Raw genomic sequence first — 17,487 nt, forward strand, 5'->3', positions numbered from 1 at the left:
GACCTGTGGCACGGCGGACGACCCGCCGTGCCACCCTATCTAACCTTGTGACGGCCCAACGACATGGATAGCACTACGTTCTATGACAGACTCGGCGAAGACCTTAACAGACGCGGATTTACTTGCGGCCTTTTCTGGCGGCGACCGCAGTGCTGCGCTGGAATTGACCCAGCGGTTGACCCCGCGTGTCATGGGGCAAGCCTACCGAATGCTGGGCAACCGGGCAGAAGCCGAAGATGTCGCGCAAGAAGCGATGTTGCGCCTGTGGAAGATCGCGCCAGATTGGGACCCGGAACGGGCCAAAGTGACGACGTGGCTGTACCGAGTTGTGGCGAACCTGTGCACGGACCGATTGCGAAAGTCCGGTCGTGGTGTGGACATCGACAGTATCGAAGAACCCGCCGACACAGCGCCCTCCGTGGCAGAAACACTGCAGGATAAAGCCCGCGCGCAGGCCTTGCGTTCAGCGCTGTGTGACCTGCCAGAACGACAGGCAGAAGCGGTCACGCTGCGCCACTTAGAAGACCGAAGCAATCCGGAGATTGCAGAGATTATGAAGACCAATGTGCGCACAGTCGAAAGTCTGATAGCACGGGGAAAGCGTTCCTTGATCGCCAGGTTGGCGGGACGCAAAGCAGAATTGGGGTATGAAGATGACCACTGACATTGACGAAAAAATGCTGAATGAGGCCTTCGCGCAAATGCGTGTTGCTGATCCAGTGCCGTCAGAGGATCTGATGAACCGGATTATGCTGGATGCAGATATGGTCTTGGCCGATGACGCGACAGCGCCGCAACGGTCCAAACCTGGATTTGGCGCGATGCTTTTGGACGTCATTGGCGGCTGGCCGACGTTTTCGGGCCTTGCTGCGGCGACCGTGGCTGGCGTTTGGATCGGGGCGGTTCAGCCCGCAGCCCTTACGGATTTTTCGACAGAACTATGGGGAGACACCATTGAGGTGCCGCTTCTTGAGAGCGATTTATTTGCGGCGTTGGAGGGTTAAGAATGGCGAATGAGCAAGGAAAAACAAAACGGTGGCGGCGCGTCTTGCTGGTGTCTTCACTGGCGCTGAACCTTGTGGTTCTTGGCGTTGTTGCAGGCGTTGTTCTTAACGGTGGCCCTCCTGGTTCTTCGCAACGCTTTGATTTGACGGCAGGCCCGCTGACACGCGCGATGGATGACGACAACCGCACTGCGGTTCGCACGGCCCTGCGCGAGAGTGATGTTTTTCAACGTCGAGATCGCTCTGAGATGGAGGCTGACATGCAGGCGCTTGTGGCAACCATCCGTGCCGAGACCTTCGACAGTGAGAAATTCCTGGAGATACTCGAGCGACAACGCCACCGGTTGCAAGTTGGGCAAGATGCGGTGCTGGATGTGGTGAGTGCCGAAATCTCCAATATGTCATCTCAGGAGAGGGCCGCCTTTGCGGATCGTCTTGAAAGACAATCCCGTCAAGCACCGCCTCCGCGCGAAGATCGCCGCGCCCCCCGCAAGAATTGATCAAGCAGCCGACAAGCTGACTTTGTTACGCCCGCCGGTTTTCGCCGCATACAGCGCAACATCGGCAGAGTTCACCAATTCTTCGAGATCGGCTTCTTCGCCGTCGGCCTGCGGGCCGCCGTTCAGACTTACGCCAACAGACATCGTAACGCACAGTTCGGTCCCGTCTTCGCCTACGAAAAACGGGGTGTCGCCGATGAGTTTACAGAGCCGTTCTGCCGCTGTGCGCGCGTGCACGACGTCGCTATTTGGGATCGCGACCAAGAATTCCTCACCGCCAATACGCGCTAAAAGATCAACCGCCCGCAGGTTCCCTTGCAACCGCAATGCAACCTGCCGCAGCACTTCGTCACCTGCCTTGTGGCCATACGTGTCGTTGATCCCTTTGAAATGATCCAGATCGAGCGCCATGATCGCGAATTGACGGCCTGTCTTACGGCTTTGCTCAGAGAGCCTTGCCAGATGGGGCAGGGCATAACGGCGGTTAAACAAACCCGTCAAAGGATCTGTAATCGCAGCCTCAAGCCCCGATGCAACGGTGCGGCGCAAAGCGGCGGCTTCATGTTTGGCTTGCAGAAGAACGCGACACCGGTGCCGGATTTCATCATCCGCGACCGGAGATGTGACGATATCATTGGCCCCCAGATCAAGTGCCATAGCCGCGGCTTGACGGGAATTTGCGGGCAGCAGAGCTAGGATGCTGGAATGGCGGGTGCTGGACCGACTGCGCAATTCAGACAGCAGGCGAAACAAGACTGCATCGTCGAGCAGTCCTGAACGGAAATCCACAATATATAGATCCGCTGGCGCATTTCTTTCGGTGCCTGTGGTCAACTGCTCAATGGCGTTGCCAGAAACGTGGCAGTTATCAAGCTTCAGCGCGCCGCCTTCGGTTTTGCCTCCAATAGAGGCGATGACCACGCGCGATGGAGCGGTGAAGTCGCGGCAAGCCTCGGCAAATCCGAGGGCTGTGCGCGTTCCTTCTCGCATGCGGAGTTCTTGGCGGGCGTCACGGGCGCGCAACATGCTTCTGATGCGGGCCTGAAGGATATGATCATCAAAGGGTTTTGTAAGAACGTCATCCGCCCCGGCTTCCAGTGCGGCGACACGGTCTTGAGGGGAAGAAAACCCTCCCGTTGCAATAATTGGAATCAAACTTGTGTCTTCGTGTGCTTTCAGGGACTGGCAAAACGCCATGACCGCCGCAGTGTCCGTGCCGACGTCGATTAAGATAAGATCCGGAAGAGACGCCGTGATTGCGGCCTTGGCCTCGGCCACATTTGAACAAGGGCGAACGCGATATTGCGCCGCAAGCAGCTTGACCTTCAAGATGATCCGGTTGGTGGCGACGCAGTCTATAATCAGTATGTCCCCAGGCATTCTTGAAACCTTTCACGCTTTGCATCAATCTACTGTTCACTAAGTTTGCCTATTAAATGGTTAAGAAACCCTTTCCGCGAAAGTAATGAATGTGATGCCCCCCGAACGCGCTGAACAAATAGCTATTTTGGCACTGTCATGGCTTGGCCAGAGCGATGAACTTTTTCCTGTGTTTTTAGGGGCTTCGGGGGCAAACGCCGATGATCTGAGAGCACAGGCGGAAAACCCCGCTTTTCTGGCTTCGGTGCTCGATTTCCTCACGATGGATGATGCGTGGGTTGTTGAGTTTTGTGATGCTCACCGCCTTAAGTACGAAGAACCCTTAACGGCGCGTTATGCGCTACCGGGAGCAGAAGCGGTGCATTGGACATGACCCAGCAGGTGATAAAAGGGATGGTTTTTGACAAGGATGGCACCTTGTTTGATTTCAACGCGACATGGGGGGCTTGGGCGCGGGGAATGCTGGCCGCCGAGACGGCCAATGCGCCTGATATGCTAGAACCGCTTGCAAAGGCGCTGGGCTATAGCCTGGATGCCGGGCTTTTCGAGCCGCAAAGTATTGTGATTGCGGGCACCATTAAAGACGTGGCTCTGGCCGCGCTGCCCTACCTGCCGGACAGTGAAACGGGCTCGATCATTGCACGGTTTAATGCGGCAACGATGGATGTGCCGCAGGTTGAGGCCGCTCCTTTGGTGCCTTTCCTTGAGCGCCTGAAAAACGCGGGACTGAAACTTGGCGTGGCCACGAACGACGCTGAAGAACCTGCAAGGGCGCATCTGGATGTCGCTGGTGCGACGCCGTTCTTTGATTTTATCGCGGGGTTTGATTCCGGCTTCGGTGGCAAACCTGCGGCGGGTCAATTGCATGCATTCTGCGAGGCGACAGGGCTTTCGCCGGATGTTTGTGTCATGGTCGGTGACAGCACCCATGACCTGCACGCAGGCCGGTCTGCGGGGATGACAACGGTCGCTGTTTTGACTGGCGTTGCAGAGCATGCAGAGCTCGCTCCACATGCGGATGTGGTCCTGCGTTCAATCGCGGATTTGCCCGCGTGGTTGGGCGTCTAGCGGTCGGATGCTCGTTTACGACAATAGATAAGGGTATTGCACTGTATGGACATCGAGGTTCGCACCGAAGACTTCGACGCTTTCTTTGATGCTCCGTTCAATGCTTACGGAGCAGATAGCCCCTATGTTTCGCCCCTAAAGGGGGATTTGAAACGGTTCTTATCACAAGCAAACCCGTTGGTGAGCGGCGCTGGTGAAGGCGCGTTAACCTATTTTACGGCCCATCGCGGAGGCCGCGCAGTTGGTCGGATTACGGCGCATGTTCATGGCGCTTCGAACCGCATCCATGGTGTTGAACGGGGCTACTTTGGATACTTCGACTGTGCAGATGATGCCGAAGCCGCCAACGCGCTGCTAGGGGCCGCTGAAAACTGGTGCCGTGCGCGGGGTCTGACCGAGATTGCGGGAAATTTCAATCTCACGGCGATGCAGCAAATTGGTGTTGTCACAGAGGGGTTTGAACATGCTCCTTACTTGGATCAAACATGGTCACCGCCCCATATCGCCCGCCTATTGAGCGAGAACGGCTATGACGCGACGTTTCCGATGGCCACGATGGAAACCAAAGACCTGCAATCCGCTTCCGAAATGGCCCTTGGTCCGAAACATCAGGCGATCCTTGATGATCCAGACTTTGTTTTTGCACCTATCACGCAGGGCACGATTGGCCAACGACTTGAAGAGGCGCGTTTGATCCTGAACGCGTCCTTCGCCGAGAACCCGATGTTCGTTCCCGTCAGTGCACAAGAGTTTCATTTTCAGGCAAAGGATATGAAGTGGGTGATGGATAGACGCATCTCTGCGGTGCTTCATTACAAAGGTGAACCCGCGGGTTGCGTGATCTGTGTGCCGGACATGAACCCGTTCTTGCGTCGTATTCGGTCGCGGATCGGGATCACGACACCTTGGCACTTTATCCGCCAAAGGATGGCAAATAAACGTGCTGTTTTGATATTTGCGGGGATCATGCCGCATCTGCAAGGGCGGGGCGTGAACCCTGTGATCCTACATCATGTCCTAAAGAACGCGCGTGACGCGGGCTATATGTCTATCGGTAACACGTGGATTGCTGACGTGAACCCTATGTCGCTTGCTCAGGCGGAAAAGGCGGGCAGCAGCCGAATGCACCGCCTGCATTTGTTTGGCAAAGCGCTTTAGCCTGATGGTTCAGGCGTCGGTGTCCATCCAGATCGTGACAGGCCCATCATTGACCAAGGACACCGCCATATCCGCGCCAAACTGGCCGGTTTGCGTTGGAACCAAAGCGCCCATTTCAGCTGCAAAGGCTTCATAAAGCCGATTGCCGTCTTCAGGCGATGCCGCGGCAGAAAACCCCGGTCGATTGCCGCGTGAGGTGTCCGCCGCCAATGTGAACTGGCTGACAACCAAGGCTTGCCCGCCAATATCGGCAAGGGATCGGTTCATGCGCCCGTCGTCATCCTTAAATATGCGCAGTTTGGAAATCTTTGCCGCTAGTTTGGCCGGCAGATCATCAGTGTCGCCTTGCATGGCGCAGACCAACACCAAAACACCTGCCGCACATTCGCCAATCAACGCGTCATCTACATGCACTTGTGCTGATTTTACGCGTTGAACTAGGGCCCGCATTTAGAGACCGAGTTCCGCTGCCGTTGGCGGGTTCGCACCAGCACGGGACACAGTGACTGCCGCAGCGCGAACACCCAGATGCAGGGCTTCTTGGATTTCCTCTTTGGTGAGATGGGCAATCCGTTCTTTCGTCAGGCAACCAAGGCGGTCCAAGCCAGCCAAAGTACCTGCGTTGAATGTGTCGCCAGCGCCAACGGTGTCGACTACGACAGAGCGCTCTGATGGCACGTAGACTTCGTGCTCAGCAGTGTAACCGGTCACGCCATTTGCACCTTCGGTGATGCATACGAATTTGGCACCCTTGGTGATCAGACCGCGTGCAAGTTCCGCCAAATCACCTTCGCCTTCGAGCCAATGTAGGTCTTCGTCGCTGAGTTTGATCACGTCGGCCGTTGCCATCATGCGGTCGATCCGAGCGCGATAGGCGACCACATCCTTAATGAAGGACGGGCGGATGTTAGGGTCGATCATGGTAACGCGGCGCGGTGCTTCGCGCAGCATCATCGCTTCATAAACTTCTCCGCAACCGTTGCCCACGAGTGAGATGCCGCCAAAAAGCAGGGCGTTTGCCTCGATCTCGGGGGCCGCAGTGAGGGTGCGCATGGCAGAGTTTTCATCATAGAACGCGTATGTTGCCTGACCGTCGACCAGTTTAACAAAGGCAACCGTGCAAGGCGCGACCATGCGAGGGCTTGGCGTGTGATCAACACCGCTCGCGTCCAAGGCGTTGCGTAAGATATCGCCGAGGAAGTCGGACGACATTCCACAGAAAAACTGCACATCAACGCCCAGCCGCCCTAGGCCAATGGCCGTGTTGAACCCGGCACCACCGGGATAGGGGGTGAAACAATCTTCCCCTTCGGTGCTTTTACGCGGCAACATATCAATGAGTGCTTCACCACATGTCAGAATCATTTCTTATCTCCCCGAAGTTTGCGACGTATTATCACTGACTGTTAGCGATAACAAATCCGACGCAACCCGCAAGGATCAATCCCAAGACCACCGCGATTGCGATCTTGATTGCAGAATAGGGGCGTTCGCCCTGAACGCGGCCAGTCCGCCCGTTCACGACAAAGCGGTAGGTTTTGCCGCGATACTTATAGGCGGCCATCCAGACGGGCAGCAGAACGTGTTTGAACGTCAGCGTCCCGATCTTTGTGTCCACGGTTCCGACCCGTTGGGCGTCCCCCCCAATGTCGAATTTCACATCACGGTGGATCACGCGATCCATGACGTCGCGTGCTTCTTTAAAAGCATCCTCAAGTTCCACTTGATACCCTTCGGCGCGAAACCCAGCGAGGTATTCCGGCTGGTAAGGTTCCATCGCTGACAGGTCCCAAGGCTCCAACGCGTCGGTGTAACGTTTCGGAAGACTGCGTGACCCCAGCACCAAAACATCATCAAAGAACCGCGCCACACGGCCAGAAACGCCGCGCCATTTGGTTTTGCGGACGCGTACTTGTTGGCGTTTGCCATCGCGGGTGACGGTTTTGGTTTCGTAGTAATGGGTCCCGCGCTGTCCGGTATATGCGCTTTTGGTGTCGGCATCGAAGGTCCAGTAAGGCACGTAAATACCAGACAAAGACCGCCCTTTTCGTGCGTAGTCTTTCAACCCGTTTGGCGCGAACCAAAGCGAGCCGAGCCAGTCAGACATTGTGCCACGCGCCGCCCGTTCATCCAACGCAAACGGCAAAAGCCCCTTTGGTTTGATGTGACGATGCAGGCCGGTATCTGTGACGACAGGGGTTGCGCAAAACGGGCATTCGGCGCTGTGAACCGTTTCGTCGTATTCAGTTTGCGCCCCGCAATTGGGGCAGGAAACAACGCGGGTTTCCTCGATCTCGGCTTCCGGCATATCGCCAGAAACGGCCGCGCGGAAATCCAGCTCGGCCAAAGACCCGCCACGCCAAGGGCCCTGCGAAATCGGATGCGTATTTCCGCAGTGGTCGCAGATCAGCTGATCTTGACCGGGGTCAAAACGCAAATCAGCCCCACACTGATCACAAGGGAAACGGTGCTCATCGGCCGGTGTCGGTTTGTCTTCTAGGTATGTCTCAGACATCAAAACGTTTCATAGCTGAATGTGATGGTCGGCATGTGCCGCAAAACCCGAAGCTGTTCGGGCGATTGAAGGCGGCAATAAACTTGAATTGCCGCCTTTCGAATTTAAGCGCCCGGTGCCGGAGGTGGCATTACCGTGAACAGTTGCGCAAGTTCCGCGACCTCATCGGCGGTTTTCCAACCGTCTTGCCCAGCAGTCCAGACGTGCGTTTCACGGGTGAGGGACCCATCGGCGGCCATCTTTCCAAGGTCAGCCTTGGAGAACGGACCCGTTGTCTTGCCTGCGTTGGCAATGTGCCAAATGTGTTCAACAGGCGGTGGGGGCGGTGCAACAGCAGCAGGGACCGCCTGCGGTGCCGCAGCATTCGCCCACGGGTTCGCCATCTGTTGTGCCATTGCCATGCCCATGCCAGCGCCCATACCGGCCCCCATCGCACCTGAAGCCTCGCCGCCAGCGCGCAGCGCTTCGGCGGCAGCGTATTTCATGTGTGCGTCCAGATCGCCCGTCAAACCACGGGACGTGCGTGTGTCCAGCGCCTTTTCCACGGCAGGCGGGAGGCTGATGTTTTCGATGTAAAGTTCAGGGATCGAGATACCGTATTGCGCAATCGTGTCGGCAATCGCACCCGCGATCAGCTTACCCAGATCGGCGGTGTTCGCGGCCATATCCAGAACAGGGATCCCGGATGCCGCGATCGTGCGGGTAAAGGCCTGCACGATGATATTGCGCACCTGATAGCTGATCTCATCCATTGTGAATTCGCCGTCTGTGCCGACGATCTCGGTCAGGAATTTGGCAGGGTCCGTCACTTTGACGGAATAGGTCCCAAAGGCGCGAATACGGGTTGGACCGAATTCAGGATCGCGCAGCATGATCGGGTTTTTAGTGCCCCATTTCAGATCGTTAAACCGCGTCGTGTTGACGTAGTAAATCTCGGATTTGAACGGAGATTTGAAACCGTGATCCCAGTGGTTCAGGGTCGTCATGATCGGCATGTTGTTGGTTTCAAGCATGTACAGCCCAGGCGTAAACACATCCGCCAATTGGCCCTCATGGACGAACACAGCGGCCTGACCTTCGCGGACGGTCAGCTTGGCGCCATATTTGATCTCATGGTCTTCGCGTTCAAAACGCCAAACCATGGTGTCGCGCGTGTCGTCTGTCCAATGAATGACGTCAATAAATTCGCCAGTGAGAAAATCGAGAATGCCCATGTGAGGACTCCTTATGTTAGATCAGTATTCGCTTAGGCGGCTGGTTGCACAGCCCACCGAGCGGCATTCAGTAATCCGCGCCTGTAGAAAATCGGCGCGCGCACGGGTGACGTTCAAGGCGCAATCTACGTTCACAGTTGTTGGGCCAACCATGCAGGTCCGGTCGCGGTAGTCCAACCAGTTGCGTTGTGCTTGTCGCAACGTTCCGAATTCACCGCTGCTCAGCAGGCTGCGCATGGTGCGGTAGTTGTCGCCCATACGGGTGTCTTCGCCAATGTAGATCTTTGAGAAGCAGTAAACGCTGTCAAAACCGGTTAGGTTCGGCTGGTCGCAATTGTCCGCATGCGCTGCCATTGGGACAGCAAAGGCAACTGCCACAGCGAGGGTTTTCCACTTATTCAACATATCTATATCCTTTCGATCAACTTGGACCAGTATCCATCAACTCACGCGCAATAACCCGTGCGATTGGGGCTGCTTCCGCGGCGGCCATTCCTGTCTCGAAACGGTCATCATATAGCATCTTCAGAAGGAGTTCATCGTGGGTTGTCAGCAACCCGAATTCTTCGTCGTCGTTAAAGATACTGGGGCGCGCACGCGGGCTGTCGTTGGCCAGTCCAAGACCCTGCGCCAGTTCTTCGTGGATACAGGCAAGGCGCATCAAATCAGGGTGCTCTCCGCGGACCATTGCGACGGCTTGCGAATATTCGGGACTGTCATTCACGCTGAATGCCAAAACCAGACAAAGCGTATCGCGAGGCACGTCCAAAAAGGCCCGCACACTGGTTTCGTTGATGCCTGGCACGAGGGCCCGCAACTGGTCTTCAAATCCAAGTCGATCATCTTCGTTCAAGACCAGAACATGGAAATTGGGGTCCGTGTCGTCCATGCTCATGGAGTGGCCAGAAACACGTTCCAGGCGGGACACATAGTTGCGAATGTTTTGGCTGTCTTCGATCCGCTGGTCGTCCGGCACTGTGGGGCCGTATTGCACCGTAAAGCGGACCGGTTGTTCCCAGCGACGCAGCCGGCTGATGGTAGGTTGCGCACGTAGGCCAGTAGGCGTTGTTGCATATTCATCAAACAGCGCAATGCGAACGAAGTTTCGTGCCAGAACCGTGTCGGTGAACATCGTGTCGGGCCCACCGCCATCCGTGCGCAGCAGCCCACGCGCAATAAGGTCATTCTGAACACGTTGGTAATGGACGGAAAGGGCGTGGCTGGCATCCGATGGCTGCGGCCTGATCACAGGGGCAGGCGGCTCGACCGGCGGCACCAGCGCGCTGGGCCGTTCAGGCGGCACAACGGGTGGGGGAAGTGGATCGGTAAGTTCGCAAGCGGCAAGCGTGAGCAGGGCCGTCAAACCCATGCTGATCGCTTTGATGCCGCTTGCCATTGTCGTCAAGGATTAGGCCTCGCCAGCGGCGGAACCGATGTTGTGGCCGGATGCCGTGCCACGGGCCTTTGCTGCGGAAAGGGTCTCTTTCAATTCCGCTTCCATGTTTTGCAGCTCGGCTTCGGCTTCGGCACGCTTGCGCTTTCCCTCGTCGGCGATCTGCAAAGACTCTTCGATGGTGCCGATCAGGTCCGCATTGGCCTGTTTGATCGCTTCGATATCAAAGACGCCACGCTCCATCTCTGTGCGGATCATCTTATTGGCTGAGCGCAGGTTTTCAGCGTTTGCAGTCAACAGCTCATTGGTGAGGTCGTTGGCTTCACGGACCGCAACAGCGGCTTCTGCAGAACGCTGGATCGTAACGGCCTGTGCCAGTTGGGTTTCCCACAGTGGCACGGTGTTGATCAGCGTAGAGTTGATCTTTGTCACCAAGGACTTGTCGTTTTCCTGAACCAAACGGATGGACGGCAAGGACTGCATTGTCACCTGACGGGTCAGTTTCAGATCGTGAACGCGGCGTTCCAGATCGTCACGTGCGGCACGCAGATCGCGGAGTTCCTGCGCTTTCATCACGCCTTGATCTTCTGGCGCGGCGGCGACTTCGGCTTCTTTTGCTGGGATGACAGTTTCATCCATTTCAGCAAGCTTGGCTTCACCAGCGGTGATATAAAGACCCAGCTCGTCGTAGAAGTTCAGTGTTTTGTCATAAAGAACGTCGAGGCTTTCGATGTCTTTCAAAAGAACGTGTTCATGCTTGAGAAGATCATCCGTGACCTTGTCGATCTGGCCTTGAACGGTCTCAAACTTCGCCGCAAATTTCGCAGCAGGGGCCATACGACCCAAAAGCTTTTCCCACCAGCTGCGTTTACGGCGCACGTCCAGTTCGGAAACGTTAAAGCCACGGATCGTTGTGACGATCTCGCGCAGGGAATCGCCAGCAGGGCCAACGTCCTTGTTGCGCACGCCTTGCAGCATGGACTGTGAAATCGTCTGCAGTTCGGCTTGGGCCGATGAACCGAAGGAAATGATGGAATTGGTGTCTTCCATGTCCAGCTCGGCCATGCGTTTGGTGATTTCGGCGCTTGTCGGTTTATCCGCAGCTGCCAGTGGCACCAGTTCGTTTTTTGGTTCAGCCAAGATCACGGCAGTGACTTTTTCCAATTGCCCAAGGCTCGCTTGTGCGGCCTCCATGTTTTTTGCGACTGTGTCAGACATAATGTCCCCCTATAATACGGCCCGTTTACAGGCCTTCTCGCTGCAGTCGATCGCGCAGCACTTTGATTTCAATATCCATGTCGCTTCGGTCATCGAGCAACAGCTTTTCGGTCCGTGCGGCGAAGTTTTGCTCAAGATCGCTGAGCAAGCTTTCAAAATCCGCGCGTGCAGTTTCATCGCGTTGGCGTTTGTAGAGGTCGGCGAACTTTGCCGCCGCATCCCGCGCACCCATCAAGTACACGCCAAGAAATTTGCGTGCGCCGGTCAGATCACGCGGATCTTCTTCGACGGTGCGGATCATTTTGCGGGCCGTCGCTTGAAACTGCGCTGTGCGGGCTTCGAGGTGGCGGTCGCCAATGCTGCCGATGTGGTCTGTCATCGACGCTAGGTTTGCCTCGGCTTCGTCTACGACCTTTGCCACGCGATCCTGTTGGAAGGTGTCGATCCCTTCCATACGTTTGTCGCGCAGAGGGTCGATGCCAAAGGCCATTGTGTGAAGGCCGCCAGCCGCGACCCCATAAAGAATTGCCGCTAACATGCTGGGATCATTCATTAACGAAGCAAGGGCAACGCCAAGGCCCGTCAGCACGGACCCGATGATTTTGCGCGGAATGGCGGGTTTACGTGCCACTTTGCGTAGGTCATAAGCCGCCGCCGCGCGCATACCATCCCGCGTGAGCCAAGCCGCAAGCGACATCAACGCCGCGCCACCAAGCCCCATAAGAAGCCCTGTCGCGCCTTCGTTCAATGATAAGAACGCCAGCAAAACGCCTGGAACAAATAGCAAATTCGCCTTGGCGCCAGCCGCATTAACCTTGCGCTGATCAACGACCGCCTCGCGGATGCCGTCTTGCGTTGTTCCGTCAGGGCTAAATTTTCCACCAAACTTCTTGGCCATGCTCAAAGCCCTCCAAGCCAGCCCGTGACCACGCCAAGCATGAGCACAATGAGCAATGCGAAAGATATTGTCTTGGTTGTCTTAGGCACAAAAGCCTCCAGTATTCGCGATCTTTAACAAGGATAGGGGCATTACGTCCGTCTTACGAGTCCACGACATTGTTACGCACGGCGCATAGTGCGCGGAATAGTCCTGAAACTCTGGCAAAAAACGTGCCCCCAAACTTTGCTGCGTTCATCAGCACGCCTATCCATGCACAGCCACAAAATCTGGGCAAGGGTCATCTGTTGCCAGATTTCCCCCCTGTGCCCCCTCTTGAAACGCCAGTGTGGCGCTTGGCAGAGGCCGCGGTGCCGCGTTTTGGCGGTGGGCGTTTGCCCTTAGGCACGGGTCTTGACGGCTTTGGAGCGTCTCTCAATCCCATCTGATCGCGTACAATGCGTTGTTTTACTTCTTCAACGGCACCCGGTTTGAGCGTGCCCAACTGGAATGGTCCGTAAGAGATGCGCAGCAAGCGGTTCACGATCACGCCTTGGGCTTCCATGAGGCGCCGAATCTCGCGGTTCTTGCCCTCACGTAACCCCATCGTCAGCCACGCATTTGCCCCTTGCTGGCGGTCAAATTTCACTTCGACGCCAGCGTAACGCACACCATCGACTTCGATTCCGGCGCGCAATTCGTCCAACTTGGCCTCTGAAAGGGACCCTTTGATCCGAACGCGATACCGGCGCAACCAGCCTGTGGCGGGCAGTTCCATCGTGCGCTTGAGATCGCCGTCGTTGGTCAGCAACAGCAGTCCTTCTGAATTGATATCCAAGCGGCCAACAGACATCACGCGGGGCATGTCCTTGGGCAAAGCATCAAACACTGTGTCGCGGCCCTTTTCATCGCGTTCTGTCGTGACCAACCCAGCAGGCTTATGATAAATCCAAATGCGCGGGGCTTCGGGCTCGGCCAGTTCTTTGCCATCCACGACAATGCGGTCGCGCCCCGTCACATTCAGGGCAGGGGTCAGAATGGTCTTGCCATTCACGGTCACACGTCCGGCTTCGATGATCTTTTCGGCTTCGCGGCGGCTGGCGATACCAGCACGCGCCAAAACTTTTGCGATACGATCACCCGCGGGTGTCTTGTTCTTTTCATCTGTCATGATGTCCGCCTAAGCACTCGGCCGCCTTCACGCAACAGGCTTTCGCCCCGACACAGACGTCGCACAACCAAAGAAGTGGCGGTTTATCCGCACCTCAAGCCCTTCGGCGCGCAAGGCTTCCGCAATACCGTCACAGCCACCAAACTGCTTGGAATAGGGGCCAATCATGCTGAAATCCTCGGCGCCCTTAAGAAGAATCTTCTCAACCAAGGGGATCACCCGACCCTTGCAAAAGTCATCCAGATCAGCCCATCAAAGCGCATGAGTTTCAAAAGCCACATGGACGCCGCCCTTATTGAGGCCAAGTCCGCCGCCGCCCGCGGCGAAGTGCCTGTGGGCGCCGTTGTTGTTTCCCCGTCTGGCGACGTGATGGCGACGGCTGGCAATCGCACTCGTGAACTGAACGACCCGACAGCCCACGCAGAAATACTCGCTATTCGTGCTGCTTGTGCTTCGTTGGGCCAAGAACGCCTAATCGGACACGACCTTTATGTGACACTTGAACCGTGCCCGATGTGTGCGGCAGCGATCTCGAATGCGCGTATTGCACGGCTGTATTACGGGGCCGCAGACCCGAAGTCTGGTGGCGTAGCGCAGGGGCCTCGTGTTTTTGCACATACGCAATGCCACCACGTGCCTGAAATCTATGACGGCCTGTCCGCAACCGCCTCAGAAGAGTTGCTTAGGGGTTTCTTTGCCGCAAAACGTGATCGCTGACGCCACAATGGTTGAAGCCGCGCCGCGCCGCAGGTAAAGCGAACTTAACAGTCAAACCGGAGACCTTTCATGTCCATCGACACGGAAACCGCACGCCGCGTGGCAAAACTTGCCCGCATTCAGGTGCCAGAAGACAAATTGCCAGCCTTGGCCGATGAATTCAGCGCGATTCTTGGATTTATCGAACAGCTGAACGAAGTTGATGTTGACGGTATCGAACCGATGACATCCGTGACGCCGCAGCGCCTGAAACGTCGTGACGATGTGGTGACAGATGGCGATCAGCAGAAAGCCGTTTTGAAAAACGCACCCGATGCCCGTGAAGGGTTCTTTGCTGTTCCGAAGGTGGTTGAATAATGTCCGAGCTGAGCAAACTGAAAATCTCCGAAGCGCGCGATGCCCTGAAAAAAGGCGAAGTGACATCCGTTGAGCTAACCGAAGCCTGCCTGTCCGAGATCGACAAGGCTGGCACATTGAACGCATTCGTCCACAAGACGCCGGAAGTTGCATTGGAACAAGCCAAGGCAGCCGATGCGCGCAAAGACGGCGGTGACCTGAATGGTATTCCATTGGGTATCAAAGACTTGTTCTGCACCAAAGGCGTGGCAACGCAGGCGGCGTCCGGTATTCTTGAAGGGTTTAAGCCCGAATATGAATCGACAGTGACAACGCAGTTGTTCGGGCAGGGTGCTGTCATGTTGGGTAAACTCAACATGGATGAATTCGCGATGGGGTCGTCCAACGAAACCTCTGTCTATGGCAACGCCGTGAACCCGTGGAAACGCGGAAATGACGCGGCTGAATTGACACCTGGTGGGTCATCGGGTGGATCAGCGTCTGCTGTGGCGGCTGACTTGTGTCTTGGTGCGACCGGCACGGATACTGGCGGATCTATCCGCCAACCTGCCGCTTTTGCAGGGATCACAGGCATCAAGCCAACATACGGACGTGTTTCCCGTTGGGGCATCGTTGCGTTCGCAAGTTCACTGGATCAAGCGGGCCCAATGACCAAAGACGTGCGTGACAGCGCAATCATGCTGAGCGCGATGTCTGGTCACGATCCGAAAGATTCCACATCGGCTGATATCGCCGTGCCGGATTTTGAAGCAGCCCTTACGGGTGATATTCGTGGGAAAGTCATTGGTATTCCGAAAGAATACCGCATGGATGGCATGCCCGAAGAGATCAGCAAGCTTTGGGCTGATGGCACTGCAATGTTGAAAGACGCAGGCGCTGAAATCCGCGATATTACACTGCCACACACCAAATACGCGCTGCCTGCGTATTACGTGATTGCGCCTGCTGAGGCGTCGTCAAACCTTGCGCGTTATGATGGGGTGCGTTTTGGCCACCGCGCCAAGCTCGACGCAGGCGATGGCATCACCGAGATGTACGAAAAGACCCGCGCCGAAGGGTTTGGCCACGAAGTGCAAAACCGTGTGATGATTGGGACATACGTCCTGAGTGCGGGTTTCTATGACGCGTACTACAACCGCGCCCGTAAGGTTCGTGCGCTGATCAAGCGCGACTTTGAAAACGTGTTCGCTGACGGTGTGGATGCCATCCTGACACCTGCAACGCCATCCTCCGCTTTCGAATTGGGCGCGATGAAGGATGCGGATCCGGTGCAAATGTATCTCAACGACGTGTTCACAGTGACTGTGAACCTTGCTGGGCTGCCTGGTGTGGCCGTGCCTGCAGGCGTCGACAAAGACGGTTTGCCGCTTGGTTTGCAGCTGATTGGTCGTCCATGGGAAGAAGGCGAGTTGCTGAATACTGCCTATGCACTTGAGAAAGCTGCGCAATTTGTAGCAAAACCAAGCCGTTGGTGGTAAACCGCCTAAAAGCAACAGATTGAAGTCAGTCAGACAAGGCCATTTTCGTGGATAAGTATATGAAGAAGATTGCAATTCTTGGTGCGAGCCTATTGGTCCTTACCGCCTGTGCACCACAGGTTCCTGACAGTGGCGCTGGCGTTGGCTTTAGCGATTATGCCGAATTTGAACTTGAGCGCGCCCGCCGTGAGGCCGCGTTGCGAGGGGATACTGTTCCAACCACAGGCGCGACCACTGGAACGTTTGTGCCGCCAGCAACGAACGGTGTCACCACAAGCGACCTTGCTGACGCGGGGATCGCAACGACCACAACGACGCAAGACCCTGTTCAGCAACAGGGCGCGCTGGCGTCCAACCCTGATATTTCCGACGAACAAGACTTCAGCGCCGTGTCTGGCCGTGAAAGCATCGAAAGCGACGCTGAGCGTCGTGCCCGTCAAGCCGCCGCGTATCAATTGATCGAAGCAACAGCCTTGCCCGTGCGCAATGGCCGTGTTGAACCCAACATCGTGCTCTATGCCCTTCAAGCGCCCAACAACCGTGGCGAAGAAGTTTTTGATCGCTCTGGCCTGTCTGGGGATAGTCGGTTCCAGCGCAACTGCGCCAAGTACCGCACACCAGACGAAGCACAGCGCGATTTCTTGACCAGTGGCGGGCCACAGCGTGACCGTATGGGCATTGACCCCGATGGCGACGGCTTTGCATGTGGCTGGGACCCTCAGGCGTTCCGTTCGGTCGCAACTGGAAACTAAGATTGGGCCTTTCGCCTAATTTCGGCCCGCGTCGCGACGGCGCGACACCCGACATTATCGTTTTGCACTACACCGCGATGCCCGACTGGCGCAAAGCACGCGATTGGCTGTGCAATCCAGAAGCCGAAGTCTCCGCTCATTATCTGATTTCCCCGCAAGGTGAGCTTGTGTCCTTGGTCGATGAAGATCAACGCGCGTGGCATGCTGGGGCAGGGTCGTGGGGTAATGTTGCTGACGTCAATTCCCGTTCAATCGGGATTGAGTTGTCCAATGATGGTTTTTCGCCGTTTTCCGCGCCTTTGATGGACGCTGTCGAAACGTTACTGTCAAAGATCATGGAGCGCTGGGCAATCCGCCCAGAGCGCGTCATTGCCCATTCCGACCTTGCGCCAGGCCGCAAAATCGATCCGGGTGCGCGGTTTGATTGGGCGCGTTTGGTGCGGGCAGGGCTGGCCGTGAAGGCATCCCCCAATGCGCCGACCACCGTGAGTGAAGACGCCTTTCGCACGGACCTGTCTGCTATTGGTTACGGGGACGTCCCCGAACTTGATGTGCTGATCTCAGCGCTGCGGATGCGGCACCGTCAGGGGCATGTCGGCCCGCTGGACGGGTGGGATTGTGCAATCGCCGCCGATCTGGCTGCACGGTTCCCTATTGCTAAGTTCAACCTCACTTCTTAGGACAC

The 17,487-nt window shown here is 56.4% G+C and carries 22 protein-coding genes; 11 read left to right on the forward strand and 11 right to left on the reverse strand.

Annotation, left to right across the window (positions count from 1 at the left end; translation table 11 throughout):
• The first annotated feature begins 82 nt into the window (after positions 1-82).
• Genes KO486_RS05645 through KO486_RS05655 form a run of 3 tightly spaced genes read left to right on the forward strand, consistent with a single transcriptional unit; the run spans position 83 to position 1,504 of the window.
• Positions 83-664, forward strand: coding sequence for an RNA polymerase sigma factor (locus tag KO486_RS05645; protein WP_216036284.1), 582 nt, complete (start codon positions 83-85; stop codon positions 662-664).
• Positions 654-1,004, forward strand: coding sequence for a hypothetical protein (locus KO486_RS05650; RefSeq protein ID WP_216036285.1), 351 nt, complete (start codon positions 654-656; stop codon positions 1,002-1,004). Before KO486_RS05645 ends, KO486_RS05650 begins: the two co-directional genes overlap by 11 nt.
• 2 nt (positions 1,005-1,006) lie before the next feature.
• Entirely contained in the window at positions 1,007-1,504 is a 498-nt protein-coding gene (locus KO486_RS05655; RefSeq protein ID WP_216036286.1) for a periplasmic heavy metal sensor, read from the forward strand.
• Here the strand turns inward: KO486_RS05655 and KO486_RS05660 are convergent, their stop codons facing one another.
• Positions 1,505-2,884 carry a diguanylate cyclase gene (locus KO486_RS05660; protein WP_216036287.1) on the reverse strand — a complete coding sequence of 460 codons (1,380 nt, stop codon included), beginning with the start codon at positions 2,882-2,884 and terminating at the stop codon, positions 1,505-1,507.
• 94 nt (positions 2,885-2,978) lie between these two features.
• On the opposite strand from KO486_RS05660, the gene KO486_RS05665 reads away from it, so the two are divergent.
• From KO486_RS05665 to KO486_RS05675, 3 genes are read left to right on the forward strand one after another with little or no spacing between them, the layout of a single operon-like run.
• Positions 2,979-3,257 carry a DUF3572 domain-containing protein gene (locus KO486_RS05665; RefSeq protein ID WP_216037509.1) on the forward strand — a complete coding sequence of 93 codons (279 nt, stop codon included), beginning with the start codon at positions 2,979-2,981 and terminating at the stop codon, positions 3,255-3,257.
• A gap of 20 nt (positions 3,258-3,277) precedes the next feature.
• Positions 3,278-3,952: an HAD family hydrolase gene (locus KO486_RS05670; RefSeq protein ID WP_252734598.1), complete on the forward strand. Its 675-nt coding sequence runs from the start codon at positions 3,278-3,280 to the stop codon at positions 3,950-3,952.
• Positions 3,953-3,997: 45 nt separating this feature from the next.
• Positions 3,998-5,110: a hypothetical protein gene (locus KO486_RS05675; protein ID WP_216036289.1), complete on the forward strand. Its 1,113-nt coding sequence runs from the start codon at positions 3,998-4,000 to the stop codon at positions 5,108-5,110.
• A 9-nt stretch (positions 5,111-5,119) separates the two neighbouring features.
• On the opposite strand, the gene dtd is transcribed toward KO486_RS05675, so the two are convergent.
• The 10 genes from dtd to KO486_RS05725 all read right to left on the reverse strand — a co-directional run bounded on the left by dtd (position 5,120) and on the right by KO486_RS05725 (position 13,708).
• Positions 5,120-5,560, reverse strand: coding sequence for a D-aminoacyl-tRNA deacylase (gene dtd / locus KO486_RS05680; RefSeq protein WP_216036290.1), 441 nt, complete (start codon positions 5,558-5,560; stop codon positions 5,120-5,122).
• On the reverse strand, positions 5,561-6,475 hold the full coding sequence (locus KO486_RS05685) for a carbohydrate kinase (RefSeq protein ID WP_216036291.1): 915 nt from the start codon (positions 6,473-6,475) through the stop codon (positions 5,561-5,563).
• A gap of 31 nt (positions 6,476-6,506) precedes the next feature.
• On the reverse strand, positions 6,507-7,625 hold the full coding sequence (locus KO486_RS05690) for a TFIIB-type zinc finger domain-containing protein (RefSeq protein ID WP_216036292.1): 1,119 nt from the start codon (positions 7,623-7,625) through the stop codon (positions 6,507-6,509).
• Positions 7,626-7,729: 104 nt separating this feature from the next.
• Positions 7,730-8,839, reverse strand: coding sequence for an SPFH domain-containing protein (locus KO486_RS05695; RefSeq protein ID WP_216036293.1), 1,110 nt, complete (start codon positions 8,837-8,839; stop codon positions 7,730-7,732).
• A gap of 21 nt (positions 8,840-8,860) precedes the next feature.
• Complete coding sequence (locus tag KO486_RS05700) at positions 8,861-9,244, reverse strand: lysozyme inhibitor LprI family protein (protein ID WP_216036294.1); 384 nt, start codon at positions 9,242-9,244, stop codon at positions 8,861-8,863.
• A gap of 16 nt (positions 9,245-9,260) precedes the next feature.
• Entirely contained in the window at positions 9,261-10,235 is a 975-nt protein-coding gene (locus tag KO486_RS05705; RefSeq protein ID WP_252734659.1) for a DUF2927 domain-containing protein, read from the reverse strand.
• Positions 10,236-10,247: 12 nt separating this feature from the next.
• Positions 10,248-11,450 carry a toxic anion resistance protein gene (locus KO486_RS05710; RefSeq protein WP_216036295.1) on the reverse strand — a complete coding sequence of 401 codons (1,203 nt, stop codon included), beginning with the start codon at positions 11,448-11,450 and terminating at the stop codon, positions 10,248-10,250.
• A gap of 25 nt (positions 11,451-11,475) precedes the next feature.
• A complete protein-coding gene (locus KO486_RS05715) occupies positions 11,476-12,348 on the reverse strand; it encodes a 5-bromo-4-chloroindolyl phosphate hydrolysis family protein (protein WP_216036296.1) in 873 nt (290 codons plus the stop codon).
• A gap of 280 nt (positions 12,349-12,628) precedes the next feature.
• Positions 12,629-13,498, reverse strand: a complete 870-nt coding sequence (locus KO486_RS05720; protein ID WP_216036297.1) for a pseudouridine synthase — start codon at positions 13,496-13,498, stop codon at positions 12,629-12,631.
• Between the two features lie 27 nt (positions 13,499-13,525).
• Complete coding sequence (locus KO486_RS05725; RefSeq protein ID WP_216036298.1) at positions 13,526-13,708, reverse strand: hypothetical protein; 183 nt, start codon at positions 13,706-13,708, stop codon at positions 13,526-13,528.
• Between the two features lie 51 nt (positions 13,709-13,759).
• Here KO486_RS05725 and KO486_RS05730 point away from each other — a divergent pair, with 51 nt between their 5' ends.
• The 5 genes from KO486_RS05730 to KO486_RS05750 all read left to right on the forward strand — a co-directional run bounded on the left by KO486_RS05730 (position 13,760) and on the right by KO486_RS05750 (position 17,482).
• Positions 13,760-14,215: a nucleoside deaminase gene (locus KO486_RS05730; protein ID WP_216036299.1), complete on the forward strand. Its 456-nt coding sequence runs from the start codon at positions 13,760-13,762 to the stop codon at positions 14,213-14,215.
• A 69-nt stretch (positions 14,216-14,284) separates the two neighbouring features.
• On the forward strand, positions 14,285-14,572 hold the full coding sequence (gene gatC / locus KO486_RS05735) for an Asp-tRNA(Asn)/Glu-tRNA(Gln) amidotransferase subunit GatC (protein ID WP_216036300.1): 288 nt from the start codon (positions 14,285-14,287) through the stop codon (positions 14,570-14,572).
• Complete coding sequence (gene gatA, locus KO486_RS05740) at positions 14,572-16,050, forward strand: Asp-tRNA(Asn)/Glu-tRNA(Gln) amidotransferase subunit GatA (RefSeq protein ID WP_216036301.1); 1,479 nt, start codon at positions 14,572-14,574, stop codon at positions 16,048-16,050. The genes gatC and gatA overlap by 1 nt, the downstream gene beginning before the upstream one ends.
• A gap of 59 nt (positions 16,051-16,109) precedes the next feature.
• Positions 16,110-16,802, forward strand: a complete 693-nt coding sequence (locus KO486_RS05745) for a hypothetical protein (protein ID WP_216036302.1) — start codon at positions 16,110-16,112, stop codon at positions 16,800-16,802.
• Positions 16,754-17,482 (forward strand): N-acetylmuramoyl-L-alanine amidase, encoded by a 729-nt coding sequence (locus KO486_RS05750; RefSeq protein WP_252734599.1) that lies wholly within the window; start codon positions 16,754-16,756, stop codon positions 17,480-17,482. The genes KO486_RS05745 and KO486_RS05750 overlap by 49 nt, the downstream gene beginning before the upstream one ends.
• Positions 17,483-17,487: the final 5 nt, after the last annotated feature.

Source organism: Octadecabacter sp. B2R22 (assembly GCF_018861045.1).
GTDB lineage: Bacteria > Pseudomonadota > Alphaproteobacteria > Rhodobacterales > Rhodobacteraceae > Octadecabacter.